The sequence below is a fragment of the Janthinobacterium glycogeni genome, from assembly GCF_051380725.1.
Lineage (GTDB): Bacteria > Pseudomonadota > Gammaproteobacteria > Burkholderiales > Burkholderiaceae_D > Janthinobacterium.
Genome location: NZ_JBNYXP010000001.1, coordinates 236313 through 262658, shown reverse-complemented (window position 1 = coordinate 262658; position 26346 = coordinate 236313). Strand labels below are relative to the sequence as shown.

General features: G+C 65.3%; 24 protein-coding genes and 1 tRNA gene. 11 read left to right on the top strand and 14 right to left on the bottom strand.

Translation table 11 applies throughout. The annotated features are described in order from the left end of the window. Positions 1–107: 107 nt before the first annotated feature. The 5 genes from fdhE (at position 108) to ACQ4W4_RS01180 (ending at position 5511) form a co-directional block, all read left to right on the top strand. A complete protein-coding gene (gene fdhE, locus ACQ4W4_RS01200) occupies positions 108–1163 on the top strand; it encodes a formate dehydrogenase accessory protein FdhE (RefSeq protein WP_436540463.1) in 1056 nt (351 codons plus the stop codon). Further along, entirely contained in the window at positions 1160–2569 is a 1410-nt protein-coding gene (gene selA, locus ACQ4W4_RS01195; RefSeq protein ID WP_436540462.1) for an L-seryl-tRNA(Sec) selenium transferase, read from the top strand. The genes fdhE and selA overlap by 4 nt, the downstream gene beginning before the upstream one ends. Further along, positions 2566–4521 (top strand): selenocysteine-specific translation elongation factor, encoded by a 1956-nt coding sequence (gene selB, locus ACQ4W4_RS01190; RefSeq protein WP_436540461.1) that lies wholly within the window; start codon positions 2566–2568, stop codon positions 4519–4521. The genes selA and selB overlap by 4 nt, the downstream gene beginning before the upstream one ends. 12 nt (positions 4522–4533) lie before the next feature. Then, positions 4534–4629: transfer RNA gene (locus ACQ4W4_RS01185), tRNA-Sec, on the top strand. Between the two features lie 171 nt (positions 4630–4800). Beyond that, positions 4801–5511, top strand: coding sequence for a substrate-binding periplasmic protein (locus ACQ4W4_RS01180; protein WP_436540460.1), 711 nt, complete (start codon positions 4801–4803; stop codon positions 5509–5511). Positions 5512–5521: 10 nt separating this feature from the next. Here ACQ4W4_RS01180 and ACQ4W4_RS01175 read toward each other — a convergent pair whose 3' ends face one another. From ACQ4W4_RS01175 to fur, 7 genes are all read right to left on the bottom strand, one after another. After that, positions 5522–6262 (bottom strand): GGDEF domain-containing protein, encoded by a 741-nt coding sequence (locus ACQ4W4_RS01175; RefSeq protein WP_436540459.1) that lies wholly within the window; start codon positions 6260–6262, stop codon positions 5522–5524. Positions 6263–6265: 3 nt separating this feature from the next. Next, complete coding sequence (locus ACQ4W4_RS01170) at positions 6266–6664, bottom strand: DUF1987 domain-containing protein (RefSeq protein ID WP_034779193.1); 399 nt, start codon at positions 6662–6664, stop codon at positions 6266–6268. 22 nt (positions 6665–6686) lie between these two features. Continuing rightward, entirely contained in the window at positions 6687–7244 is a 558-nt protein-coding gene (locus ACQ4W4_RS01165) for a SiaB family protein kinase (RefSeq protein ID WP_070222302.1), read from the bottom strand. Positions 7245–7309: 65 nt separating this feature from the next. Further along, positions 7310–8467, bottom strand: coding sequence for a SpoIIE family protein phosphatase (locus ACQ4W4_RS01160; protein ID WP_436541107.1), 1158 nt, complete (start codon positions 8465–8467; stop codon positions 7310–7312). 240 nt (positions 8468–8707) lie between these two features. Then, a complete protein-coding gene (locus tag ACQ4W4_RS01155) occupies positions 8708–9298 on the bottom strand; it encodes an NAD(P)H-dependent oxidoreductase (RefSeq protein ID WP_436540458.1) in 591 nt (196 codons plus the stop codon). A gap of 59 nt (positions 9299–9357) precedes the next feature. Beyond that, positions 9358–9723, bottom strand: a complete 366-nt coding sequence (locus tag ACQ4W4_RS01150) for a MerR family transcriptional regulator (RefSeq protein WP_436540457.1) — start codon at positions 9721–9723, stop codon at positions 9358–9360. Between the two features lie 69 nt (positions 9724–9792). Then, positions 9793–10230 carry a ferric iron uptake transcriptional regulator gene (gene fur, locus ACQ4W4_RS01145; RefSeq protein WP_076566678.1) on the bottom strand — a complete coding sequence of 146 codons (438 nt, stop codon included), beginning with the start codon at positions 10228–10230 and terminating at the stop codon, positions 9793–9795. 335 nt (positions 10231–10565) lie between these two features. Here fur and ACQ4W4_RS01140 point away from each other — a divergent pair, with 335 nt between their 5' ends. Continuing rightward, positions 10566–11183: an OmpW/AlkL family protein gene (locus ACQ4W4_RS01140; RefSeq protein WP_436540456.1), complete on the top strand. Its 618-nt coding sequence runs from the start codon at positions 10566–10568 to the stop codon at positions 11181–11183. 81 nt (positions 11184–11264) lie between these two features. Here ACQ4W4_RS01140 and ACQ4W4_RS01135 read toward each other — a convergent pair whose 3' ends face one another. The 4 genes from ACQ4W4_RS01135 to ACQ4W4_RS01120 all read right to left on the bottom strand — a co-directional run bounded on the left by ACQ4W4_RS01135 (position 11265) and on the right by ACQ4W4_RS01120 (position 14377). Then, a complete protein-coding gene (locus ACQ4W4_RS01135) occupies positions 11265–12092 on the bottom strand; it encodes a MetQ/NlpA family ABC transporter substrate-binding protein (protein WP_436540455.1) in 828 nt (275 codons plus the stop codon). A 25-nt stretch (positions 12093–12117) separates the two neighbouring features. After that, positions 12118–12792 (bottom strand): methionine ABC transporter permease, encoded by a 675-nt coding sequence (locus ACQ4W4_RS01130; protein WP_436540454.1) that lies wholly within the window; start codon positions 12790–12792, stop codon positions 12118–12120. Further along, entirely contained in the window at positions 12785–13594 is an 810-nt protein-coding gene (locus tag ACQ4W4_RS01125) for a methionine ABC transporter ATP-binding protein (RefSeq protein WP_436540453.1), read from the bottom strand. The genes ACQ4W4_RS01130 and ACQ4W4_RS01125 overlap by 8 nt, the downstream gene beginning before the upstream one ends. A 324-nt stretch (positions 13595–13918) precedes the next feature. After that, on the bottom strand, positions 13919–14377 hold the full coding sequence (locus ACQ4W4_RS01120) for a YbaN family protein (protein ID WP_436540452.1): 459 nt from the start codon (positions 14375–14377) through the stop codon (positions 13919–13921). Between the two features lie 468 nt (positions 14378–14845). Here ACQ4W4_RS01120 and ACQ4W4_RS01115 point away from each other — a divergent pair, with 468 nt between their 5' ends. Further along, on the top strand, positions 14846–15412 hold the full coding sequence (locus ACQ4W4_RS01115; RefSeq protein ID WP_436540451.1) for a YceI family protein: 567 nt from the start codon (positions 14846–14848) through the stop codon (positions 15410–15412). A gap of 173 nt (positions 15413–15585) precedes the next feature. On the opposite strand, the gene ACQ4W4_RS01110 is transcribed toward ACQ4W4_RS01115, so the two are convergent. Then, the gene (locus tag ACQ4W4_RS01110) at positions 15586–17394 is read right to left on the bottom strand and encodes an NAD(P)-binding domain-containing protein (protein ID WP_436540450.1); all 1809 of its coding nucleotides are present in this window, start codon (positions 17392–17394) and stop codon (positions 15586–15588) included. 143 nt (positions 17395–17537) lie between these two features. Beyond that, positions 17538–18680, bottom strand: coding sequence for a sigma-54-dependent Fis family transcriptional regulator (locus ACQ4W4_RS01105; protein WP_436540449.1), 1143 nt, complete (start codon positions 18678–18680; stop codon positions 17538–17540). A gap of 210 nt (positions 18681–18890) precedes the next feature. Here ACQ4W4_RS01105 and ACQ4W4_RS01100 point away from each other — a divergent pair, with 210 nt between their 5' ends. The 4 genes from ACQ4W4_RS01100 (at position 18891) to ACQ4W4_RS01085 (ending at position 23393) form a co-directional block, all read left to right on the top strand. After that, positions 18891–19574 carry a hypothetical protein gene (locus ACQ4W4_RS01100; RefSeq protein ID WP_436540448.1) on the top strand — a complete coding sequence of 228 codons (684 nt, stop codon included), beginning with the start codon at positions 18891–18893 and terminating at the stop codon, positions 19572–19574. Beyond that, positions 19552–20388 (top strand): alginate export family protein, encoded by an 837-nt coding sequence (locus ACQ4W4_RS01095; protein ID WP_436540447.1) that lies wholly within the window; start codon positions 19552–19554, stop codon positions 20386–20388. Before ACQ4W4_RS01100 ends, ACQ4W4_RS01095 begins: the two co-directional genes overlap by 23 nt. A 28-nt stretch (positions 20389–20416) precedes the next feature. Beyond that, positions 20417–21745, top strand: a complete 1329-nt coding sequence (locus ACQ4W4_RS01090; RefSeq protein ID WP_436540446.1) for a serine hydrolase domain-containing protein — start codon at positions 20417–20419, stop codon at positions 21743–21745. Between the two features lie 106 nt (positions 21746–21851). Beyond that, the gene (locus ACQ4W4_RS01085; protein WP_436540445.1) at positions 21852–23393 is read left to right on the top strand and encodes a CHASE2 domain-containing protein; all 1542 of its coding nucleotides are present in this window, start codon (positions 21852–21854) and stop codon (positions 23391–23393) included. Positions 23394–23571: 178 nt separating this feature from the next. Here the strand turns inward: ACQ4W4_RS01085 and ACQ4W4_RS01080 are convergent, their stop codons facing one another. Further along, positions 23572–26346, bottom strand: a complete 2775-nt coding sequence (locus ACQ4W4_RS01080) for an Hsp70 family protein (RefSeq protein WP_436540444.1) — start codon at positions 26344–26346, stop codon at positions 23572–23574.

The window sequence follows — 26346 nt, the reverse complement described above, 5'->3', positions numbered from 1 at the left end:
GGGCCAGTCCCCCAGGACTGGCCCCTTTCTTTTTATCGATTAAAATACTTTTACAGCACAGCCGTATCCGCTGGCTATGCCTTGCCTTTTTTGATGGGAAAACTCCATTGGTACAACGTATTCTTCAGCCAGGCGAAATCGAAGGCCTGGACCATAACGCGATTCCGCGCCTGCTGCTGCCGCAGCCAGCGAGCCTGTTTACGGCGCGCGCCTTGCGCTTGCGCGAACTGGCGCAGGGCAATATCAAGGGCATCCCCGTCGACGCGGGCATGCAGGGCTACCTCGTGCTGATGGCCGCGCTGGCCGATGCGCAGGCCGCCGTGGTGGGCAAACTGGCGCCCGGCGCCGTGCCTGCCGCCGACCCCGACGCGCTGCGCCGCGCGATCCAGCACCGCATGCCGGTGCTGCCCGTCAATGGCGCCCGTCCGCCCGTCTGGCGCGACATCTTTGCCAGCCTGCTCGATGAACTGGCCGCCACGGCGGCACGCCAGCCGGCCCTGTCCGGCGGCTTGAGCCAGGTGCTGGCCCAGCTGCGCGCGCTCGACGCGCAAGCGCTGGACGCCTGCGCCGATGCCGTGCTCGATGAAAACGGCGACAACCTCAATCCCATGCACGCGCCGTTCGTCGCGGCCGCGCTGCAAATCCTGTGGTCGGTATCGGCCAGCGAACTGCGCGCCGCGCGCGTGCCGGACCTGGAAACGGGCACCCTGTGCCCCGTCTGCGGTTCGCACCCCGTCGCCAGCGTGATCCGCATCGGCGGCGGCTCGCAGGGCTATCGTTATCTGCACTGCGGCATCTGCGAAAGCGAATGGCATATGGTGCGCGTGAAGTGCTCGACCTGCGAACAGAATGGCAAGATCGCCTACCAGGGCCTGGATGCGGCGGACGCGGCGCCGTTCGACCCCGTGGCGGCGAAGGACGACAAATCGCCGAACAAGGCGAATGATCCGAAGAAGGTGGCGCGCGCGGAAACCTGCGACGATTGCCATACCTACCGCAAGGTCTTCAACCAGGAACACGATTACAACGTCGAGCCGCTGGCCGACGACCTGGCCAGCCTGATGCTCGACCTGCTGGTGGGCGAGGCGGGCTACCAGCGCGCCAGCGGCAATCCGCTGCTGTGGCTGGGCAAGGGCGACAGCGGCGAGGACCAGTCAGCATGACGACGGGGCAAACCGTGCGCCTGCCGTCGGTAGACCGCATCCTCGGCGACGCGGCTTGCCTGGACCTGATCGCGCACCATGGCCGCGTGCAGACGCTGGCTTGCGCGCGCGCCGTGCTGGCCGAACTGCGCACGGCCATGCTGGCGGGCGCAGTGTGCGAAGTGGGCGCATCGATCGCCGCCATCGCCGCGCAGATGGCCGAACGGCTGCAATCGCAATCGCATTCGCAACTGCGCGCCGTCTTCAACCTGACGGGCACCGTGCTGCACACGAACCTGGGCCGCGCGCTGCTGCCCGACGCCGCCGTGCAAGCCGTGGTCGAAGCGCTGCAATGGCCGATGAATCTGGAATTCGACCTGGAGACGGGCAAGCGCGGCGACCGCGACGACCTGGTCGAGGAACTGCTGCGCGAACTGACGGGGGCCGAAGCGGCCACCATCGTCAACAACAATGCGGCCGCCGTGCTGCTGATGTTGAATACCCTGGCGCAGGGCAAGGAGGTGGTGGTGTCGCGCGGGGAGCTGGTGGAAATCGGCGGCGCCTTCCGCATCCCCGACGTCATGACGCGCGCCGGCGCCGTGCTGCGCGAAGTGGGCAGCACCAACCGCACGCACCTGGCCGACTACGCCAACGGGGTGAATGCGGATACGGCCCTCCTGATGAAGGTCCATTGCAGCAATTACGCGATCACCGGTTTCACGAAAAGCGTGGAGCTCGACGAACTGGTGCCGCTGGCGGCGCAACACGGCGTGCCGACGGCCGTGGACCTGGGCAGCGGCACCCTGGTCGACCTGGCGCAGTATGGCTTGCCGCATGAGACGACGGTGCGCGAAACCATAGCAGCGGGCGCCGACCTGGTGACCTTCAGCGGCGACAAGCTGCTGGGCGGGCCGCAGTGCGGCGTCATCGTCGGGCGTGCCGATTTGATCGCGAAGATCAAGCGCAACCCCCTGAAACGCGCGCTGCGCGTGGGAAAACTCACCCTGGCGGCCCTGGCCCCCGTGCTGCAGCTGTACCGCGCGCCGGACTTGCTGGCCGAACGCCTGACCACCTTGCGCCTGTTGACGCGTCCCGCGGCCGCCATGCGCGCGCAGGCGGACACCCTGCTGCTGCCGCTGCAAGGCGTGCTGGGCAGCGCCTATGTGGTCAGCGCCGAAGCGATGACCAGCCAGATCGGCAGCGGCGCCTTGCCCGTCGACCAGCTGCCCAGCTTTGGCCTGGCCGTGCGCAGCGCGCCAGGCTCACGCCTGAGCAATCCGCTGGGCGCGCTGGAACAGCGCCTGCGCGCCTTGCCGCGCCCCGTCATTGGCCGCATCGGCCAGGACACCCTGTGGCTCGATTTGCGCTGCCTGGAAGCGGCGCACGAGACGGCCTTCATCGCGCAGCTCGGCGAGTTGTCCGCATGATCGTCGGCACCGCAGGCCATATCGACCATGGCAAGACGACCCTGACGCGCGCGCTGACGGGCGTGCATACGGACCGCCTGAAGGAAGAGCAGGCACGCGGCATTTCGATCGAGCTCGGTTATGCCTATCTGCCGCTGGCCGACGGCACGGTGCTGGGCGTGATCGACGTGCCAGGCCACGAAAAATTCATCCGCACCATGGCGTCCGGCGTGACGGGCATCGACTTCGCCCTGCTCGTGGTGGCGGCCGACGACGGCGTCATGCCGCAGACGCACGAGCATCTGGCCATCTTGCAGCTGCTGGGCGTGACGCGCGGCGCCGTGGCGCTGACCAAGATCGACCGCGCCGACGGCGCCCGCGTGGCGCAGGTGGAGGCGGACATCGAAGCGCTGCTGGCCGGCACGCCGCTGGCGGGCAGCCCGGTCTTCCCCACCGCCGCCAATCGCGACTGCGATGCGGGCGTGGCGGCCTTGCTGGCGCACCTGACGCAGGTGGCGCGCAGCTTGCCGCAACGCGACGAGCGGCGCCTGTTTCGCCTGGGCGTGGACCGCGTGTTCACCTTGTCGGGGCAGGGCACCATCGTCACCGGCACGGCGCTGGCGGGCCGCGCGCAGGTGGGCGATCTGATGCAGCTGGCGCCCGGCGGCGCCCCTGCGCGCGTGCGCAGCATCCATGCGCAGAACCGCGCGGCCGAGACGGGCGTGGCGGGCCAGCGTCTGGCGCTGAACCTGGCCGGCATCGACCGCGAACGCATCGAGCGGGGCAACTGGATCGTCGCGCCCGAGCTGGCGCAGTGTTCCGAGCGCCTCGATGTGGAACTGACCCTGCTGCCCGACGCCGGCGTGCAGCTGAAAGCCTGGTCGCCGCTGCACGTGCACCTGGGGGCGGCGCACCAGCTGGCGCGCGCCGTCATGCTCGACGGCGAGACCCTGTCGCCGGGACAGACGGGCAGGGTGCAACTGGTGTTCGAGGCGCCCATGCACGGCGTGCCGGGCGACCGCTTCGTCGTGCGCAATGCGCAAGCGACGCAGACGGTGGGCGGCGGCATGGTGCTCGATCCGTTCGGCTCGGCGCGCAAGCGCCGCAGCCCGGCCCGGCTGGCGTGGCTCGATGCGCTGGCGGCGTTTGTCGCGCACGGCGACTATGCGGCCCTGCTGGCGCAAAGCCCGCTGGGGCTGCGCGAGTCGCTGCTGGTGCGCCTGTCCCTGCTGCCGGCGGACGCCCTGGCGTTGCCGCCCGATACACGACGCATCGCCGTGCGCGGCGGCGATGCACTGCTGGTGGCGCCGCCAGCGTTGCAGGCGCTGCAAGAGAGGGTACTCACCGCACTGGCGGCCTTCCACGCGCGCGCCCCCGACGAGGCTGGGCCGGAACTGTGGCGTTTGAAACGCATCGTCGACGCGGAGATGGAAGACGCCTTGTGGAGCCAGCTGGTCGAAGGCTTGCTGGCGCAGGGCGGCATCCTGGCGCGCGGCGCCAGCCTGCACTTGCCGACGCACAGTGTGGAGCTGACGCCGCAGGAGCAGGCGCTCGCCGAGCCCTTGCTGGCGGCCTTGCTGCAGGGGCGTGCCGATCCGCCGTGGACGCGCGACCTGGCGCGCGACTTCGGCCTGGCCGAGGACGAGACGCGCCGGCTGTTGCGCAAACTGGCCAAGGCAGGGCAGATCAGCCAGGTCGTGCACGACCTGTTCTATCACCAGGCGGCGCTGGCCGAACTGGCGCAGCTGGTGCGCACCCTGGCCGAAAAAGCGGAGCTGGACGACGGCCTGGCGCCCGGTGCCGGCGCCGTCGGCGCGGCCACCTTCCGCGACGCCAGCGGCCTGGGCCGCAAGCGGGCGATCCAGGTCTTGGAATTCTTCGACCGCGTCGGTTATACTCGCCGTGTTGGCAATGGGCATCTATTACGCCCGCAAGCGCTGTGGTCCTATACCGCGGCCTTGCCCAACAGCTAGCTCAGGCACCGCGGAAAGCACACTCATCCGGTGATGTGGCCGGGCTTCAAACCCGGTGGAGGGCGTCAGACGTTCTCCCGTAGGTTCGACTCCTACTGTTTTCCGCCACTTGTTTTTCTCGCCATCTCCCCCTCGCATGATGATCCCAGCGTTGGTCCTGAGCCACGTTACGGAAAAATAATGGTTTAACTGACAATCTTTGGTCATGGCCGCCGGGGGGCGATGGTACCATCCTGCAGGTGCAGGAATGCGTATCCCCTGTGGTAGAAGAAGGCAAGCATGAAACAAGCAAGCATGGCATGGCTGCTGGCGGCGCTGTTGCTGCCCGCGGCGGCCGGGGCGGCGGGCCTGCGCATCGTCGGCGAGCATTTGCCGCCGTCGAGCATGATGGAAGGCAATGTCGTCGTGGGACGCGAAACGTTGAAGGTGCGCGACATCATGGCGCGCGCCGGCATCGGCTATACGATGGAACTGCTGCCGTGGAAACGCGCGTATGCGCAGGCGCTGCGCGAGCCTGACACCTGCATCTTTTCCACCACGCGCACGCAAGAGCGCGAAGCGCAGTTTCGCTGGATCGGCCCCCTCAACGAAGCAGAGTGGATACTGTATGGCCTGGCCGATCGGCATCTGACGCTGCGCACCTTGGCCGATGCGCGCGGCCTGGTGATCGGTACGGTGCTCGGCGACGCGCGCGACGACTACCTGCGCCAGCACGGCATGAACGTGGCGCCTGTGACGCAGGAGTGGATCAATCCGCAAAAGCTGCTGCTCGGGCGTATCGACCTGTGGGCCGTGGGCCTGGCGGTGGGCAGCAAGCCTTTCGTCGGCAAGGAATGGGAAGGCAAGGTGGTGCCCCTGCTGACCTTCAACCGCGTGCAGACTTACCTGGCCTGCAACCTCAAGGTGTCCGAGGCGCAGGTGGCCGCCATGCAGCGCGCGGCAGCGGCCATGCGCCGCGACGGCAGCATGGCGCGCGAACAGCTGCGCTAGGAGCGCTGCTTCAGCTTTCCAGCCACTGACGCACGCAGTTGCGTCCTTCGCGCTTGGCCTGGTACAGGGCCTGGTCCGCATGGCTGTAGGCCGTTTCGAACGGCGTGCCGGCGCGGTTCCAGCTCAGTCCCACGCTGATGGTGATGGCGCGCGTGATGGGCGCCGCATGGCGCTGGCGGCCGACCGTCTCGCAGATGCGCTGCGCCACTTGCGCCGCCTCGTCGCGCGAGGAGGTGGGCCAGACCACGGAAAACTCTTCGCCGCCGACCCGGCCGATGGCCGTTTCCTGTCCCAACAGCCCTTTTAAACAGTCGACCACGGCCTGGATCACGCCGTCGCCGGCCGGGTGGCCGAAGTCGTCGTTGACTTGCTTGAACAGGTCGATATCGAGCACGATCAGCGCCATGTCGCCCTGCGCCAGGCAGCGCGAAGCGTGGTCGATCACGGCGCCGCGGTTCAGGGCCCCCGTCAGCGGGTCGTGCGTGGCGCGGTATTCGAGCTGGCCGGCCAGGGTTTGCAGCTGGCGGTTCAGCAGATGCATGTCGCGCTCGGCGCGGTCGCTGCGGCCGATCAGGCGGCGCGTTTCGCGCATCAGCCGCTCGTAGTGATTGATCAGTTCACCGAGCACGCGCCGTTGTTCCGCGCCCGAGGCGTTGGCATCGGCGTGCATGCGGCGCGCGGCGGCCAGCGCCGCCGCTTCCACGGTGAACAGGTCGGGTTCCAGGCCGGATTCGGAAATGGCGGCGTGCATGCTCTAGCTGCCCTGCACGGGGTGGTCGCGGAAATCGAGGGCCGTGAAGTCCTGCTGCAGCTCCTGGCCGAATTCCAGGATGGTGTCGTCGTCCTCGTCGTGATACCAGTTCAGGCGCACCTGGTTGCCGTCCACGGCCGCCTGGTTCAGGGTGTCGAACAGGGTAAACAGCATCTTCGTGCTGGAGCTGTTGAAGTAGGCCAGCGAGACGTTGACGGTGATGGCAGCTTCGCGGCAGCCTTCCAGATAGGCGCGCACGGCGGCGATCAGCGGGCCATAAAAGGCGGCCGCGTTTTCCGGATACGACTCGCCCTTGATCGACAGGGTGTGCTGCTCGAAACGGAAGTCGATTTCGGGCGAACTCGGGGTCGCGGCGATGAACAGTGGTGACGGTAATTGCATATGCTTTCCTGAGTCGGCTCTTTCAAATGATGGCTTTGATGCAGAAGATGGTGTGGCCAGGTTCCTGTGGGTCCTGGACGAATTCGAATTCCAGCGGCTCGCTGGCGTCGCGCGCCATGGTGAGAAAACCCAGGCCCGCGCCCTTGCTGTCCGATGGGGCTTCCTCGCGCAGGGCCTTCTTGTAGGCGAGGCGGATTTCTTCCATCGTCATCGTGTGCAGCGGCTCCAGGCGGGCGCGGATCTGCGCCACGTTGTCCGTCGAGACGGGATTGGCGCACAGCAGGAAAAAGCTGTCGCCGCGCGTGCCGATGCAAAACGAGCCGCGCCGCATCTGCTGGTCCAGCTGCGCATCGGGCGTCAGGCTGTCGGCCGAATAATGCATGATGTTTTGCGACATCTCGATGAACGAGGAAAAGATGCGCCGCCGCGTGGGCCCGGCCGCGCCGGCCGTATCGAGGCGCGCCTTGATGGTTTCGGAAATGGCGCTCACCACGTGCTGCGAGAAATAGCCCACGTAAAAAAAGATGATGTTGCGCTTGCGCGCCACATCCCAAAACTCGTTGAATTCTTCGTACAGCACGTCCGTGCTCCTGGCTAGCCGGTGACCCGGTGTCTTGTTGATAAGATGGCTCGATGGCGCCAAAACTACAGGCGGAAACAGAAAAAGGTCAGGTCGTCGCGGCGTGGCTGTTTTCCCTGCCAGGCGGCGCTGTCCTGCAGCAGGGCCGCCGCCACGTCGCTGGCCGGAGCGTCGCGTCGCGCCAGCAGTTGTTCGCGCATGCGCCGCTTGCCGTAGGCGATGTCGCGCGCGCCGCCGATCTGGTCGAGCAAGCCGTCGGTGGTAAGGAACAGCAGGCTGCCGGCGGGAATGGCCAGCGTCTCGTTGTGCCAGTGGTAGCCGGCCGGCGTGTCCACATAGCCCACGCCCATGCGCGCGCCATCGATGGCGCGCACGCTGTCCTCGCCCGGCGCCACCACGTGCAGCGCCAGTTTCGCCCCCGCGAAACGCAGGCTGGCGCTGGCCGCGTCGTAGCACAAAAAGGCGCAATCCATGCCGTCGTTCGAGCCGGCGTGGCCGGTGGCCGCGCCGCTGTCGGCGCCGTCCTGGCCCAGCAGGGTCTTGATGGCGCGGCTGACGGCCCCGATCAGGGCGGCCGGATCGCGCGGCCCGCGTTCGCGCAAGGCCTGGCTCAGGGCCGACGAGGCGATCAATGTCATGAAGGCGCCCGGCACGCCGTGGCCCGTGCAGTCGGCGATGGCGGCGAACCAGCCCCCTTCGTGGCGTTCGAAAAAGTAGAAGTCGCCGCCGACGACGTCGCGCGGCTGCCATTCCAGGTGGGCGTCGGGCAGGGTGGCGCGCAATTCCGCATCGGAGGTGCGCAGCAGGGCGCGCTGGATCACGCTGGCGTAATCGATGCTGTGCATGATCTGCCGGTTCTTTTCGGCCTGCATGGTGGCTACCACGTTCATCAGCTGCAGGCCGAAGCCCACGCCGGCCAGCGCACCATCTTCGGTGATGATGAAGCCGTCGGCCAGCGCCTTCTCTCCCGCTTCCACGGCGCGGAAGGTGAGGTCTTCGATGCTCATGGCGCCATCGACGATCAGCGGTTCCTTGTCCATGAAGGCGATGCAGCTCTTCTTGCCGTACACCTCGTGATAAAAGGGCTTGGACATCTGCGACATGAAGATATTGCGGCTGATCAAGCCGATGGGCTTCTGCTGCTCCGTGACGGGCAGGCTCATCATGTCACGCCGTTCCGTGAACAGTTCCAGCACGGCGAAGTTGCTGGCGTCGGCCTGCACGGATTCCGTGGGAACGCACAGGTCAGACGCCACGGACGTGCGATAACGGGGAAGATGCAATCGAGAAGCGTTGAACTCCACAGCGGCTACCTTTACATGACGATCGGACCCTTGTTGTCGCGAGAGCAAGGCGACTGACAAACAGGCAATATCATCATGGTAGCCTGTGAATATGACGGCTTGATTACCTGCTTGTCAAAACCGTATGAAAGATGGCTGCATGGCAAGCCGTTACCGGGCTTACAGGCGCCGCGCCAGCGCCTGCGCCTGTTCCAGCCAGCGCGTCCGCTGCGCTTCGCTGGAATTAATCATGGGGCCAAAGCTGGCCACCTTGACGGGCTTGACGCCGCAAAATTCCAGGGTCGTCTTGCGCAGCTGGTGAATGCCCGGCATGCGGTAGACCCAGCGGAAATACCAGGGCGGCGTGTCCATCGCCACCAGCAGCTGCGCCGTGCGGCCTTTCAGCAGTTGGGCGGGAAAGGCCTTGCCAGGGCGGTATTTGAAGGCAAAGCCGGGCAGGAAGATGCGGTCGACAAAACCTTTCAGCAGGGCCGGCGCGCCGCCCCACCAGATCGGGTAGGCGAACACCAGGTGGTCGGCCCAGCTGATGGCTTCCTGCGCGGCCAGCAAGTCCGGCTCCAGCGGCTGCACCTGGCGGTAGCCTTCATGCAGGTTCTGGTCGAAGTCCAGCTGGCCCAGGCGCAGTTCGCGCACGGTATGGCCTGCGCTGCGGGCCGTGGCGGCGTAGGCCTCGGCCAGGGCGGCGCAGAAACTGTCGCTGGACGGGTGGCCGAGGATGATCAAGACGCGTTTGGGTGCTATTTGGGGCATGATGCGGGCTTTCCAGTAAAGAACAGCCTGCATGCTAAAGCCTGCCCCTAGTGGCAGAGTCAAGCGGCCGCTTGCAGACGCTGGCGCGCCAGGCAGTCACGGATTTCCGTGTCGATGTCGGCCAGCTGCGCGTCGAGCTGGCGCAGGCGGGCGATATCCTGCCGCACCTGCGCGCGCTTGGCGTTGATGTGCCGCGACAGGGCGGCCCAGTCGGTATCGTCGCCGGCCAGGACGGGCAGCAGTTCGGCCAGGCGGAAGCCCAGCACCTGCGCCTGGCGTATCAGTTTGACCTGCACCAGGTCGTGCTGCGTGTAGACGCGATAGGCGCCGGAACGGCGCACGTCGCCCAGCAAGCCCAGCGCTTCATAGTGGCGCAAGGCCTTGGGCGAGGTGCCCGCCAGGCGGGCGATTTCTCCGATGTACATGCGTGATCCTTTCTCAAGCGTGAGCGAATCTTACCGCAAGGCAGTGGCGCCCAGGCGGCCCAGGCCGCTTCAGGCCCGGCGCGGCGGAATCTTTTTCGCCGTGCATTCGGCGCAAGTGCCGTACAGCGACAGCGCGTGTTCATGCAGCACGAAACCGCGTTCGGCGGCGATCTCGTTCTGGCGCAGTTCGATGCCTTCGTCGACGAATTCATCGACCTTGCCGCACCCCGTGCAGACGAGGTGGTCGTGGTGCTGGCCTTCGTTCAGTTCGAAGACGGCGTGGCCCGATTCGAAATGCCGGCGAAACAGGATGCCGGCCTCGGCAAACTGCATCAGCACGCGGTAGATGGTGGCCAGGCCCACGTCGATCTTTTCGGCCAGCAAGAGTTTGTAGACATCGTCCGCACTCAGGTGCTTGATGCCGCCTTCTTGAAACAGCTGCAGAATCCGCAAGCGGGGGATGGTCACTTTCAAGCCCGATTCACGCAGTTCCCTCAATATATCCATGTCTCCCATTCCTTTTTGTAGTCGTTGAGCGAGGTAAGCCATTATATCGCAAATGATAATCATTACCATTCTCATGTGCGCACTGAAAATAGTATGCGGCAAGGGCAGGCGGCAATCCAGTGACATCGGCGCAAGTAGCCATTGCGCGGCCGGCTGGCCGCCGGAATGGGGGCATGCAAGCGCTCACGCTGCATTGCCGCATTTTCTTGACCTGCGCAAAGGAAAAAATCCCTGTAGTGATGCTATCTAGCACTATTTGATGTGGATCAAAGTTTTTGTTGCACTGCACTCTTAGACTTCGCAGCGTTACTTAACGACAAAAAGAGGGAACTAGAATGAAAAAGTCCGCAACTGCAGCAGCAATCGTCCTGGCCGCCATCGGCGCCTTCGCCGGCAACGCCATGGCACAGGAAAGCCCATGGCTGGTCCGTGCCCGCGCCGTGCACATCGATCCGGCCAACAAATCTGCTCCTGTTGGTGGCATCGGCGCATCGGACACGATCCACGTCAGCAGCAAGACGATTCCTGAAATCGATATTTCGTACTTCTTCACGCCGAACATCGCTGCCGAGCTGATCCTGACGTATCCGCAAAAGCATGACGTTACCTTGTCCGGCACGAAGATCGGCACCTTCAAGCACCTGCCGCCGACCCTGTCGCTGCAATACCACTTCATGCCGGAAAAACAGTTCAGCCCATACGTGGGGGCCGGCATCAACTACACGAATATCTCGGATGTGAAATTGCTGAACGGCGCAGGCCGCCTGGAGCACGACAGCTGGGGCTACTCGCTGCAAGCCGGTGTCGATTACAAACTGGACAAAAACTGGTCCTTGAACTTCGACATCAAGAAAGTACAGATCCGCAGCGACGTACTGGCCGGTGGCGCCAAGATCAGCGAAGTCAAAGTCGATCCTATCCTGATCGGCGTTGGTGTGGGTTACCGTTTCTAAGCATTGAATGACAGCGCCCGCAAGGCGCGGACAATAAAAAAGGACGGCTTCGCCGTCCTTTTTACGTTTGGTGCACGCCGTTTATTTTTTCAGCGTCTTTTCCAGCGCCAGCTGGTAGTCCGTCTTTTCGTAGCCGGCCAAATACTTGTTCGTCGCGTCGAGGAAGGCGCGCGAGCGGTAGGCCGCTTCCAGGTCCTTGACCCATGGCTTGGCCTTGTCGGCCGTGCGGATGGCGACAAGGTTGATGTAGCTGTCCGAGATCTTTTCCACGGCGAGGGCCGACGTCAGCTTCATGCCCGCAGCCAGGGCGAAGTTGCCGTTGACAAAAGCGTAGTCGGCGTCGGCCAGCGAGCGTGGCAGCTGCGCCGCTTCCAGCGGCACCAGTTTCAGCTTCTTCGGGTTTTCCAGCACGTCGCGTTCGGACGCGCGCAGCGGGTCGACGTTCGGTTTGAGCTTGATCCAGCCCATCTTGGCCAGCATCACCAGCGCGCGCGCCTGGTTGGTCGGATCGTTCGGCATGGTGATGGTGGCGCCGTTCTTGACTTCCGCCAGCGTTTTCTGCTTGCCGCCGTACAGGCCGATCGGCATGGTCGGCACGGTGATCAGTGCGCTCAATGGCAGCTTGTTATCGGTGGCGAACTTGGTCAGATACACGATGTGCTGGAACACGTTGGCGTCCAGCGAACCTTCGGCCAGGGCGTAGTTCGGCTGCACGTAGTCGTTGAATTCCACGATCTTGACCTTGTAGCCCTGTTTTTCCAGGATAGGCTTGATGCCCAGCTTCAGCTGGTCTGAATACGGGCCGGAGCTGGTGCCGATGACGAGTTCTTTCGGGTCCTTGGCATGGGCGGCGGTGGCGAAGGCCAGGCTGGCGGCGGCCAGGAGCAGATTGCGGCGAAGGTGGTTCATGCAGGTCCTTGTTTCTGAATAGGGATTAACGTTTGTCGAGGCGCTTGGCGATGCGCGTGCCGGCGAACTGGATGGTTTGCACCAGCACGATCAGGATGGCCACGGTGGCGACCATGATGTCCGTCTCGAAGCGGTAGTAGCCGTAGCGGATGGCCAGGTCGCCGATGCCGCCGCCGCCCACCACGCCGGCCACGGCCGAATACGACAGGAAGCTGATCGACAGCACGGTCAGGGCCAGCACCAGGCCGGAACGCGCTTCGACCAGCAGCACGCGGAAGATGATCTGCATTTCCGACGCGCCCATGGCGTGCGCCGCCTCGATCACGCCGCGCGGCACTTCGCGCAGGTTCTGTTCCACCAGGCGCGCCAGGTAGGGAATGGCGGCAAACGACAGGGGCACGCTCGCTGCCAGCGGGCCGATCGAGGTGCCCGCGATGATGCGCGTAAACGGCGTCAGCGCGACGAGCAAAATGATGAAGGGGAAGCTGCGCACGGTATTGACCAGCCAGCCGAGGATGGTCGACAGCGGACGGTTTTCCAGCGACTGGCCTTCCGAGACGAGGAACAGCAAAATGCCCAGCGGGCCGCCGATCAGGACGGCGGCCGTGAGGCCGATGCCCAGCATGGTCATGGTCTGGCCCAGCGCCACCCAGATTTCCGGCAGCAGCTTGATGACGTTATTGATCGATTCTTCAAACATGTGTTGCATCCTTCCATGCGGTGGCTTCAAACGCCTCGGTGCCGTAATACGCCAGCTCGCGTCCCAGCGCCGTCTTGCGCGGGGTGGCCGTGTCGCTCAGATCGAATTGTTCGGCGATGGCGCCGTTTTCCACGACGGCCACGCGGTTGCAGATGGCGCCCAGCACCGACAGCTCATGGCTGACGATGACGATGGTCACCCCCAGGCGCGCATTGATGTCGCGCAGGGTGTCGAGCAGGGCGCGCGTCGTTTCCGCGTCCAGCGCGGACGTCGGCTCGTCGCACAGCAGCACGTCGGGGTGGCTGGCCAGGGCGCGGGCAATCGCCACGCGCTGTTTCTGTCCGCCGGACAATTGCGCCGGATAGCTGTGCAGCTTGTCGGACAGGCCGACGAGCGCCAGGCACTCCTCGACTCTGGCGGCGATCTGCTCGCCCTTGGTCGTGCCATGGATTTTCAGGGGGAAGGCGACGTTGTCGAAGACGCTGGCGTTTTGCAGCAGGTTGAATTGCTGGAAAATCATGCCGATATTCTGGCGCGCGTCGCGCAGGTCGCGCTTGCCCAGGCGGGTCAGTTCGCGTCCGGCCACGGTAATGGTGCCGCTGTCGGGGCGCTCGAGCAGGTTAATCAGGCGCAGCAAGGTCGATTTGCCGGCGCCGCTCTTGCCGATCAGGCCGAAAATATCACCGGGATAGACTTCCAGCGTGACCGATTTGACCGCGTGGAATTGTTCGCCTTTGGGCAGCGCGAAGGTCTTGTTCGCGCCATCGATGCGAATCACCGGCGTACGGTGTGGTGTGGTCATGCAGTGTTTCCTTTTTTATTGGACCGTCACAGGCTTGCTTGCAGGGGCCAAATCGCCCAGCCTGTTACGTCGGTTGCGTAGTATACCTCCGATCGTGTTATTACTCCTACGACAGAATCTTGCTTTGAATATGCAAATAATGTCTATGCGCCCGTTTACAAGTGGAAAAAGCGGGAAAGCACCGTTCTTGCCGAATTTAATCACGCACACTGGCGTGGCGGAGCCGCATCTTGGTGAAAAGTTCGACACACCCTGTGCAGGCATCGCGGTGATTTTATGTGCGGTTCGGCTCAGTTGCCGTTTTTTCGACGCGGGCGCGGCCGCTTACTGCCCGCCGCTACCGTCTTTGCGGGCAGATTCTGCTCGGCTGGCCGCAGGACCTTCTGGCCGCCGCAACAGGTAGACGAGGACGGCGAGCTCCATGGCGCCCACCATGGCGACGACCCACCACGGCGGGTGGCCCAGGCACATGGCGACAAAGCCGATGGCCATGCCCAGGCAAGCCATGGCCTTGCCGCGCCGCGAGACGGCGCGGTGTTCGCGCCACTGGCGCAGCGGCGGACCGAAGCGGGGGTGGTGCAGCAGCCAGTGCTCGAGCCGCGGCGAGGCGCGGCTGAAGCAGGCCAGGGCGAGGATGAGGAAAATCGTCGTCGGCATGACGGGCAGCATGGCGCCGATGATCCCCAGCAGCACCATCAGGGCGCCGGCGGCCGTCCAGGCCCAGCGGCGCAGGCGCGCGCCGTGCGCTTCGCGCAGTGGGGCCTGGAGGTGCGGCTCGCGCATCAGGCGGGGGCGCCGGCTGTCAGCCCCTGGCTGGGGAGCGGGGTGACGATGGAATGGGCGTTCAAGGTGTGCGTGTCGTGGCGGGTGGCCGTCATGTTTTTCTGCCGTATGTGCTGCGCTATTATGGATGAATCAAGGCGAAGCTGCAGGCTTGCCGGGGCCGCAATGATAACAATCCCGCAGGACAATAACAAGAATCATTCTCATTTGATGTCGGGTCTGAGGCGCCGGATAACGCTGGATATTTTTGGCATTGCAGACAATAATCGGCAGCAGAAGACGCTGTCGTGGACATTATTGCCCTTATTATCGATTTTTTCGATGCTAACTAGGTATATTTTCCGTTTTACATCGATCTTCATGCCATGCATAATCTGTTGCAACTGAAGCCAGACAATCAGCCGCAGCGCTTCCCGCCTGCAGCTGCTTGCGGTTTTGACATCCTCCACTTTTTGTTAGGAACCAACAATGAAAAAACTGCTCGCTTTTATCGCCGCCGCCGGCTTCTCGCTGTCCGCTTTTGCCGCCCCTGAAGTCTATGTCATCGATGGCAGCCATACCTTCCCCCGTTTCGAGTACACCCACATGGGCTTCTCGACGCAGCAAAGCCGTTTCAATAACACCACCGGCAAGGTCACGCTGGACCGCGCCGCCAAGACGGGCGCCGTCGAAGTGCTGATCGACACCAAGTCCGTCGATACGGGTTCGACCCTGTTCAACTCGCACATCCAGGGCGAGGATTTCCTCGACACGGCCAAGTATCCGGTCGCCACCTACAAATCGACCAAGTTCAACTTCGATGGCGACAAGCTGGCCTCCGTGGAAGGCAACCTGACCCTGAAAGGCGTGACCAAGCCGGTGACCCTGACCGTCACCTCGTTCAATTGCGCACCGCACCCGATGCTGAAAAAAGACGCGTGCGGCGCCAACGCCACGGCCAAGATCAAGCGCTCGGAATTCAACGCCGGCAAATATGCGCCGGCCGTCAGCGATGACGTGACGTTGACTTTCGCTATCGAAGCCATCAAGCAGTAATTGTTGGCTGCATGATGCAAAATGGCGGCGGACTTCGGTCCGTCGCCATTTTTTTTCATTGGTAGGTCGGATTAGCGCGGCAAAGCCGCACGTAATCCGACATGAGCCGCCAGCAATGTGTCGGATTACGCGCTTCTCGCGCTAATCCGACCTACACGGCTTGCTGCTTACGATCACGCCAGGTGATGCACCTGCTGCTGCCCATACACGGGCGTGTTCAACCCCTCCATGCGCGCCTTCAGTTGCAGCGAGAGGTATTGCGAGTAGTGGCGCGACTGGTGCAGGTTACCGCCGTGGAACCACAGCGCCTGCTGCTGCGTGGGTTTCCACATATTGCGCTGCTCGCCCTCCCACGGGCCCGGGTCTTTCGTCGTGGCCGAGCCCAGTCCCCACACCTTGCCCACCTTGTTGGCCACCTCGGGCGAGATCAGGTCGGCCGCCCAGCCGTTCATGGAGCCGTAGCCGGTGGCGTACACCACCAGGTCGGCCGGCAGTTCCGTGCCGTCGGACAGCACGATGGAATGGGCTGTCAGTTCCTGCACGCCGACGCCGCTTTTCAGCTTGATCTTGCCCTCGGCGACCAGCTCCGAGGCGCCCACGTCGATGTAGTAGCCGGAGCCGCGGCGCAGGTATTTCATGAACAGGCCCGAATCGTCGTCGCCGAAATCGAGCATGAAGCCCCGTTCCTCCAGGCGCGCATAGAAGTCCGCATCGCGCTCGCGGATGGCCTTGAAGACGGGCTTCTGGAAGTCGGCCAGGATCTTGTACGGAATCGAGGCGAACGTGAGGTCGGCCTTGGCCGTCGTCATGCCGGCGGCCAGCGCCCGTTCCGAATACAGGTCGCCCAGCGCCAGGTCCATCAGGGAATCGGACTTGACGATGTGCGTCGACGAGCGCTGCACCATGGTCACGTCCACGCCCGCTTCCCACAGGGCGGCGCAGATATCGTGCGCGGAATTGTTCGCGCCGATGACGACCACCTTCTTGCCGGCATACGCGTCCGGCCCCGGATGCTGCGACGAGTGCTGCTGCTCTCCCTGGAACACGTCCATGCCCTTGAACTTCGGCATGTTCGCCTTGCCCGACATGCCCGTGGCCAGCACCAGCTGCTTCGGCTTCAGGGTGACGGGCTGGCCGTCGCGCAGCACCTGCACCGTCCACTCGCCGCTGGCCTCGTCGAAGCTGGCCGATTCGCATGACGTCGAACCCCAGTAATTCAGTTCCATCACCTTGGTGTACATCTCCAGCCAGTCGCCGACCTTGTCTTTCGGTGTGAAGACGGGCCAGTTGTCGGGGAAGGGGATATACGGCATGTGGTCGTACCAGACCGGGTCGTGCAGGCACAAGGACTTGTAGCGCTTGCGCCAGCTGTCGCCGGGACGGGCGTTTTTCTCGATGATGATGGTGGGGACATTGAGCTGGCGCAGCCGCGCGCCCAGCGCGATGCCGCCCTGGCCGCCGCCGATGATGACGCAGTAGGGCTGGCGCGCGTAACCGAGTTCCTTGGCTTCCTGTTCGCGGTTTTCCAGCCAGCTGCTGCGGTTGGTGCGCGCCCCGTGTTCGGCGCCCATGGGCCGCCGGCCGCCCTTGGCTTCCTCAAAACCCTTCAATTCGCTCATGGTGGTGAGCAGGGTCCAGATCTTGCCGTCGCGGATGCGGATGAAGCCCACGCCGCGCGCCACGTTCGTTTCCACGGTGATCCAGCTTTGCAGCACGCCGCCCGCTTCCACCGCATGTTCGCCGTCGGCGATGCGGATGGACACCGGCTGCACGGCGCCCAGCTGGGCGGCCAGCATGGCGGCGATCTGCCCGCGGCCTTCCAGGGTTTTCAGGTTCCAGGTAAACAGCACCAGGTCGCGCCAGTAGCCATCCTGTTCGAACAGTTGCGCGGCGCCCGTACCGTCGCTGGCGCGCAGAAAGCCTTCGAGCTGCTCCAGGATGCCGGCCACGGCCAGGTCGTGCGGGTTGATTTCGGTTTGCATCGTGTCTCCTCCAAGTCTGCTGACTTTATGATGGGATGCGGCTGTGTTGCCGCTGACGATGTTGTAACACTGGCGTTTTGAACCCGCATCCCGCAGCGCAGCATGGCGGAATATGAGACGGAAATCTCAGCTTGCCGGATGCCCTACTGGCGGTGCGGCGGCACGATGTGCAGCTGCTTGAGGCGCCGGTACAGGGTGGCGCGCGAGACGCCCAGCATGGCGGCCGCCTGCAGCGGGCGCCACTTGGCGGCGTTCATGGCGTTGACGATGCGCGTGCGCTCGGCCAGCTCCGGCGGCGTGCAGGCCGGCGCGTCCTGCGTCACGGGGGCGGCGTTCTTGACGCGTGCCCGCGCGCTGGCCTGGCGCAGCGGCGCGCGCACGCGCGCGTGCAGCCAGGTGCTGCCGCCGGCCAGGCGCAGCGACAGCAGACTGTGTCCCGTACGCGCATCGAACAGCCGCTCGGCGCGCACTTCCAGCACCTCGGCGACGGGGCGGGGAAGGGCGTCCAGGCCGCCGATGACGTCGCGCGCGCAGCGGTTGGCGGCGACGATGTCGCCATGCTCGTCGATGGCGAGCAGCATCTCCGGCTGCACTTCCACGAAATGGCGGTTGCGGTGCGCCAGCAGGATGCAGCAATGGCCATAGGACTTGAGAAAAAAGCCGTCCTCGATCAGGGTTGCGCCCTGGCGCACCAGCTGTTTGACCAGGCGCTGGCTGTCGCGCGCGTCGGGCGAATTCAAGGCCGAGGCATCGAGCACGCCGATCAAGTCGCCGTGCGGCGAAAAGATGGGGGCGGCGCTGCATGTGAGGCCCGTGAAGGCGGCGCGGAAGTGGTCGGTCTTGTGCACGGTGATCGCTTCCTGGTCGAGCAGCACGGAGGCGATGCCGCACGTGCCTTCCTCCTCTTCCGACCAGCACGAACCGGGATACAGGCCCGCCTTCTTGAAATCCTTGCGCTGGTCCGTGTCGACCGCGTAGTCGATCGTCACGCCGCGCGCGTTGGCGAGGATGACGCAGTAGCCCGCTTCGCGCACCATGGCGTGCAGGCGCGGCAGGCACTGGCCGGTCGAGCGCAGAAAATTTTCCTCGGACTGCTGGATGGCGCGCAGCTCGGCGCCCGTCAGGATGCGCGGCCCCGTGGTGGAGGCGGGGTCGAGCCGGTAGTCGTCCAGCGAGCGCCGGTACGACGAGGCCAGCCTGGCCGTGTCGGCCCCTGGGTTGACGATATGCCCGGCGATCAGGTCGCGCACGCGGTCGATATGGCTGGTCTGGCGGACGTAGGGCATGGCGCTCTCCAGTGTCTCGGTATTTTTTATGGTATGCCCGTTTTTAGCACGAAGCGCAGGCATATGCATGCCGCATTGCAGCATGGGACTGCCGTGAGACGTTCGTCTCACCACAGCCGCGCCGCACAATAGGATGCTTTACAACAATAAAAAAGAGCATCTCTGATAACATCCGCTCAAATTGACAGTCAGCCAGCGCAAGGGATATCTATGGCAATGCAAGCGATGTTCCTGGCACGCAGAACGATGGTGCTGGCCTTGCTGGGAGCGAGCGCCGCCTGCGGCGCCGCCGGCCAGCTCGATCCCGATGGGCAAAGCAGCATGGAAAAAGAGGTGGCCCGGCGCGCCGCCGTCGAACCGGCAATCGGCGCCGACTGGCACATGACGCGTTCCGTGGAAGCGGGCGTGCAGGTGGCCGGCGAGAGCAATCTGTTCTGGAAGCTGTCGAATAAGCCGGCGCGCAATCCCGACTTCGATTTTCATCCCTACTGGTACGAGTTCTATGTCAAGCCGGCCCTCGGCTTCAAGCGCAACCTGAGCGACGGCAGGCAGCTGTATGCGCGCATCTCCGCCGTCGGCTCGGGCACCTTGCGCCACGATCCTTTCGGCGCGGGTGACACGGGCCGCATCTCGATCGAGGAATTCGTCGCCGGCATCCGCATGCCGCTCGGCGGCACGCGCGCCATGCTCGACCTGTCGGCCGGCGCGCAGAATTTCACGCTGGGCACGGGCATGCTGATCGCCAATGGCGGCTCGAACGGCTTTGACCGCGGCGCGCTGAAGCTCGGCCCGCGCAAGGCCTTCCAGAATTCCGTGGTGGCCAGGGTGAGCCAGGATGCGTTCAGCGCCCAGGCGTTTTACCTCGACCCGAATGAAAAACCCCGACAACGATAGCGGCACGCGCGTTGTCGGTGTCGACGTCAGCTACGCGCCGTCGAACGACCGCAAGGCCGGCATCGCGTATGGCAAGGTACCGCGTTCGCATGCCGCGTATCCGCAGGCGGCGCCGCGCGGCATCGGCGCACCGCTGGCCGTGCCCGATGGCCGCAAGGATCTGCAGTTCGTGTATGGCTACGCGCGCGTTCCCGTACTGCCCAGCGTGCTGTCGAAAGGCTGGTTCGGCTTTGACGCGGCGCGCGAATGGAATACGCGTGAGCCGATGCGGGGCTGGGGCTGGCGTACGGAAGGGGGCTTTTCTCTGCCCGACGTGGCCTGGACACCGAAGTTCACGCTTGGCTACCAGAGTTTTTCAGGCGACGATCCGCGTACGGCGCGCAACGAGCGCTTCGACCCGCTGTTCTTCGAAGGCACGCCGGGCGCCTGGGCTTCGGGCAGCAAGGCTACCTGGGTTTTTGTGAATGCCAACGTGAACGCGCTGCAAGCCACCATCGAGCTGCGCCCGACGCCGAAAGACACCGTAACCGCCTACCTGGCCCAGGTGCGGGCCAACCGGATGGGCAGCCCGCTGCAGTTCGGCCAGGCCACCCGCCTCGACGTGCCGGGTGACGCGCCCGTGGTGATCGCCGGCGTGCTGCGCCCGATGCTGGCCAACGATGTCTTCGTCAAGTATGTGCGCGTGGTGAACCCGAATACCTATCTGACCCTGGGTTTCAGCGCCTCGTTCGCACAGTCGGGCGTCAACCAGCTGGTCAATGGGCGGGCCAGGACGTGGACGGGCTGGCTGGCCAACGTCGTATGGGTCTATTGAATATTCTGTCTATCAAGGAGTGCATCGCATGAACGATTTCCCCAGCATCAAACGTCTGGCCCTGGCCGCAGCCTGCCTGGCGCTGGCCGCCGGCGCCCATGCCGCAGAGCCGACGGCGCCGCTGTCGGCCGCCGCCAGCGATCCGGCCGCATTGAAATGGATGGTGGGCGCGCCGCCGCCTGCCGATAAGATCATCCGCTTTGACGACGGCAGCTATTTCACTTTCCCCCAGTTGCGCTGGAGCGTGTCGCACTTTCGCCAGCTGATGCCGACGGTGGACGTATCGCGCGGCTTGGGGGCGCCCGTGCCCTTGAAGCGCGCGCTGCGCAAGGATATCGACGGCCTGCGCTTCACGCCGCTGGGCAGCAAGGACAGCATGACCTGGGAACAGTCGCTGGGCGCCAACTACACGGACGGCATCGTGGTGCTGCATCGTGGCCGCATCGTGTATGAACGTTATCTTGGCGTGTTGAAGGACAGCGGCCAGCATGGCGCCATGTCGGTGACGAAGTCCGTGATGGGCACCATCGGCGCAGCCCTGGTGGCCGAAGGCAAGCTCGATCCAGGCAAGAAAGTGGCCGACTACGTGCCGGAACTGGCCGCATCCGCGTTTGGCGACGCCACCGTGCGCCAGGTGCTCGACATGACCACGGGCCTGAAATTCAGCGAAGATTATGCGGACCCGAAAGCGGAAGTGTGGCAGCACGCGGCGGCCGGCAACCCGCTGCCCAAGCCCAAGGATTACACGGGGCCGCGCAGCTATTTCGAGTACCTGCAAACGGTGCGGCACGAGGGCCGGCACGGCGAGGCGTTCGGCTACCGCACCGTCAATGCCGACGTGCTGGGCTGGCTTATCGCCCGGGTCACGGGGCAGAACGTCAACGATTACCTGTCCGAGCATATCTGGCAAAAGCTGGGCGCCGAGCAGGACGCCTATATGAGCGTCGATTCGACGGGCACGCCGTTTGCGGGCGGCGGCTTGAGCGCGGGCTTGCGCGACCTGGCCCGCTTCGGCGAGATGCTGCGCAACGACGGCCGCTACAACGGCCAGCAGATCCTGCCCAAGGCGGCGGTCGACGATATCCGCCGCGGCGGCGACAAGCAGCTGTTCGCCAAGGGAGGCTACGATCTGCTCAAGGGCTGGAGCTACCGCGACATGTGGTGGGTCACGCATAACGACCATGGCGCCTACATGGCGCGCGGCGTGTACGGCCAGCGCATCTATGTCGATCCGAAGGCGGAAATGGTGATCGTGCGTTTCGCCTCGACGCCGACGGCGGCCAATGCGGCGAACGACCCGACCACCACGCCGGCCTTCGAAGCGCTGGGCAAGCTGCTGCTGGCCAAGCCGAAGTAGGCTGCCAGCCGTGCGGCGGACTGGGCACAACTGCAATATACTGTCCTTCCGTCATCGCTTGTTGCTTGGGTGATAATTTATTCGCCGCACGCAAGGAGTACGCCCAGTGGAAACCAGCCCGCCAGACCAACCGCGCCCGCCGCTCTGGCGGCGCCTGCTGTGGCCGCTCGCCCAGCTGGGTTCGGCCTTCAAGCTGACGGGCACGCATCTGCTGCATCACGTGATCGGCGCCAGCCTGATCGCCGCGCTGATGCTGGTGCTGGAAGGTTTTCACGTGCTCGAATGGCTCGATGCGGCCATGCTGCGCGCCAGCGCGGCACAGGGGCAACTGCTAAACCGGGGCAAGGACCCGGGCGCCGCCTACCGCCCCGGCATCATCGAAATCGACCAGCCCGCGTTCGAACAGGTTTTCGACGAGCGCGAACCGCTGGAACGCACGCGCCTGGAGCAATTGATCGCCAGCGCCGCCACGCGCGGCAGCAAGGTGCTGGCCATCGACCTGGACCTGGCGCCGGCCGTGTACGAGCAGCACCAGGATGGGGAGCGGCCGCTCGACAGCCTGCTCGACCGGCTGGCCGCCGATGGCCGGCAACTGGTGCTGGTCCTGCCCGAACAATCGGACCGGAACGCGAACCTGGCGTGGATACGCGCGCGCTGCGCGGCCGGCATTCACTTCGCCAGCCCGCGGATCCGCGAGCGCATGGGCGCCGTCACGCGTATCGAGCTGAAAAGTCCCGTGCTGGCGGCCGTGGCCTTCGAGCTGGCGCATGGCGCCGACGAGCAGGAGCAGAAGCAGCCCATGCCGGCCGTCCTGTCCGAGCAAAAGGAAGGGCTGGCGCTGGCCGGCCGCGTGTGCCAGCTGGCGCGGCGCACGGGCAGCGAAAAGGAATTGGCGCGCTGGGCGTTCGAGCCCGTCATCCACGGCGACGCCAAGGCGGCGGCGGAACAGAACGCCGTCACGGCGCCGTTCCACCCGGCCGCCGTGGCGCCCCAATTTCTGAACCCCACGCGCACGCGCGTCAAACTGATCGATGGCCAGGCCGGCGTGGCTGCCGGGGCGCTGCGCAAGAATGTCGTGTATATCGGCAGCACCTATGACGTGCGCGACCGCTATACGACGGCCGAAGGCGAGCAGGCGGGCCTGCACCTGCATGCGGCCGCCCACACGTCGCTGGGCATCGGCACGGCCGACGTGAATAAATACGTGGTGTTCGCGGCCGACATCGTCATCGGCGTGCTGCTGGGCTGCCTGTTCGGCGGCCTGTGGACCCTGTACGGCCGCGCCGAGCTGGCCATCGACAAGCGCATGGAAGACCACGATTTCAGCCGCCTGCACCGCGTGGGCACCCTGGCGGAATTCTACGGCATCCGCCTGATGCTGGCGCTGGTGTGGGCTTCGCCGTTTGCCATCGGCGCGCTGGCCATCTACCTGTCGCGCGGCTTGCTCGAGCAGGGCTGGTGGGTCAACCCCGGCCCCCTGATCGCCGGCATGTTCCTGCACGCGATGTCGCTGCGCGACGAAGCCCACCACCCGCACGAGGAAGTGCCGGGGCTGTCCGTGTGGGCCCAGCTGCGCCGCACGCATCCCGGCATCGTGCTGGTGCAGGCGCCGCTGGCGGTGGTGCTGTTCGTGGTGGCCGTGATCTAGCTGGCCGATGGCTTACCGCGATATCGCCGTTCGCGCAGCGCAGGATGAATCGCCTTGGCAAGCAGGTCGGATTAGCCCGCAGGGCGTAATCCGACGGGTGCCGCCGCCAATGTCGTCGGATTACGCGCACGGCGCTCATCCGACCTGCGCTTCATCCAGGGCGATGGGATGAATCTTGTCACCCGATCAGCTTCAAGCCCGGCGGCAGCGCCTCGCCCAGCATGCGTTTCGTGTTCGCTTCGTCCAGCTGCGTTACTTCGCTGACCATCGTTTGCCACAGGGGCGGGGCGCCGACGGCTTTCAGGCGCGCGAGGATGGTGGCGCGCAGCGCGTCGGCGATGTCGCGCGAGCGGTCGCCCGTCATGCGCGCCAGGTGGGTGGCGGCAAACGCCGCCGGTTCCACTTTTTTCCAGTCCAGCGCCAGCAGCACGGCCAGCCACTCGGCCACGGTGGCGCTGTCGACCACTTCGTGCGCGCTGCCGTGGAAGGGCTGGCGCGCGCCGACCCTGGCCAGCGCCCACAGGGTATTCGTGTCCGCCGCTTCGCCCTTTTTCTCAGCCTTCTGCAGGCGCTTGATCAGCCAGGCGCCCACTTCCGCCTTGTAGGCGCCGGGGATGCGCTCGAGCGAGGCGCCCAGGCGCAGCATGTCGTCGTCGCTGCCGTTCACCAGGGTGACGGGGCGGCTGCCGCGTTGGGCCGCATCGGCCTGCAGGTTGAAGGCGAAGTCGTCGAGCAGCCGCAGCTGCTGCTCCGAGCTCAAGCCGCCGGCGACCCTGCGCCACAGGGTCCACCATTCTGCGCAGACCTGGTTGTCCTTGTGATGCTGCACGCCCGCGTCGAACATGGCCCACAGCTGTTCGATGCGCCACGGATCGAGCGCATCGCCGTAGCCGGGCCGCAAACAGTAGCCGGCCAGGTTCAGCCAGACACGTTCATGCTCGGCGGAGCGGCGCCGGCCACGGGCGCGCAGCTGGAGGGCGTCGAACAGCTGGCGCAGCAATGGCGTATCCCAGCTTTCGCGCCCGCCCAGTCCCCGTTCCAGGTGCTGGCGCAGCTGGCGCACTTCTTTGACTTCGACCTTTTGCGCCTTGCCGCCGAAGATGCGCTCGATCTTCTCGATGGCTTCCTTCACGCGTGGCGGCAAGCTGGACGTTTCGGCCTGCGTTTCCTCCTCGCCCCGTAACTGGAATTCCAGCAGCCAGCGCTGGCCGGCATCGGCTTCGGCCACGCAGTGCACTTCCAAAGTCCCTACCTCGGTCATGACTGTCGCCAGCTGCACGGTGATTTCGCGCCTGTCATTGCCGTCGCTGGCGTGCAGCACGCTGGCCAGCGGCGGCAGGCGCAGGTAGTCGCCCGCGTCCAGGTCGACGATCTCGCCCAGTTGCGGCGGCGTGCCCGCCTCAGAGAGGGACGTGGCCAGGTGGAAGCGCACGGGCCGGCCCAGGCGCAGCGCGAACAGGCGCTCGGTCAGGCGGATTTCTTCGCCGCTGGTGCTGCCACGGGGCAGGATGCAGACGGCGCGATGGTCCTTGCCCGCCTCGCCCAGCACGAGGAAATAGCTGCGCGGCGAGCCGCCGCCGATGCGCGGCGCCTGGCCGCGCCTGGCCAGCGCGTAGGCGACGGCGCCACGCGCCACGGCCACGTCGGGATTGTCGTTATGCAGGATGGTGAGGGGCTGGCCCCGCCAGTGCTCCAGGGTCTCGGCCAGGCGGCGGGCCAGCGCGTCGGCGCGGAACACGCCGCCGTTGAGCAGCAGGGTGTCGGGCAGCTCGCCTTGTTGCTGGTGCAAAAAGCTGGCCAGATGGCGCGTGATGGCCGCGTCCTGCGCATACGGCAGGCCGAATGCGACGATGCCGGCGCGGCCTTTTTTTGCCGTATCGCTCAGTTCCACCTTTGGAAAGAAGCCGTCAACCACCATGGCCGCCACTTCCTCGCGCGTGACGGCGACGGAACCGCTGCCGCCGATCAGGCGCGATCCCGCGCCCAGTAACGTCACGGTGGCGCTCTCGGGCGCGTCGTTCGACAGCAGCAGTTCCTTGGCGGCGCGGCAGCGTTCCATCAGCTGCGACAGGCGCGCGGCGGACAGCTTCATGCCGCCTTCCTGGCCCTCGGCCATGCGCGTTTCGACCAGGTGGGCCAGCGCCAGGTCCATATTGTCGCCGCCGAGGATCAAATGGTTGCCCACGCCGCTGCGCGTGAGCTGCGGTGCGCCATCGTCGTCGAAGGCCACATCGATCAGGCTGAAATCCGTGGTGCCGCCGCCCACGTCGCACACCAAAATGCGGCGCGAACCGGACAAGTCTGCGCGCAGGGTGGCGCGCCGGCGCTGCAGGAAATCGTAGAAGGCCGCCTGCGGCTCTTCCACCAGCCGTAAAGTAGGCAAGCCCGCCATGCGCGCCGCTTCCAATGTGAGTGCGCGCGCACCCTCGTCGAACGAGGCGGGGATGGTCAGCACCAGTTCCTGCTCTTCCAGCGGAGAATCCGGGAAGCGGTGATTCCACGCGGCGCGCACGTAGGCGAGGTAGCTGGCGCTGGCCGCCACGGGCGACACCTTGGCCACGTCGGCATCGGCCCCCCACGGCAAAATCGGCGCCTGGCGGTCCACGTTCGCATGCGACAGCCAGCTCTTCGCGCTGCTGACCAGCCGGCCTGGCACCTGGGCGCCCAGCTGGCGCGCGAAGGCGCCCAGCACGGCATGCTCAACGTCCTGCTGCGGCCACGGCAGCTGCACATCGCCCGCCGCCAGTTCGCCGGCGGCGGGGTGGTAGCGCAAGGAGGGCAGCAGGGGGCGTGCGCCCACTTCGCCGGGAGCGACCAGCTGCTCGATGCCGAACAGCTGGATTGCCGCCTGCGCATCGGCCGCATCGGCCGCATCGGCATAGGCCACCACCGTGTTGGTGGTGCCCAGGTCGATGCCGACCAGGAAGGCCGGCTTGCCCGCAGCGCTGCGCAT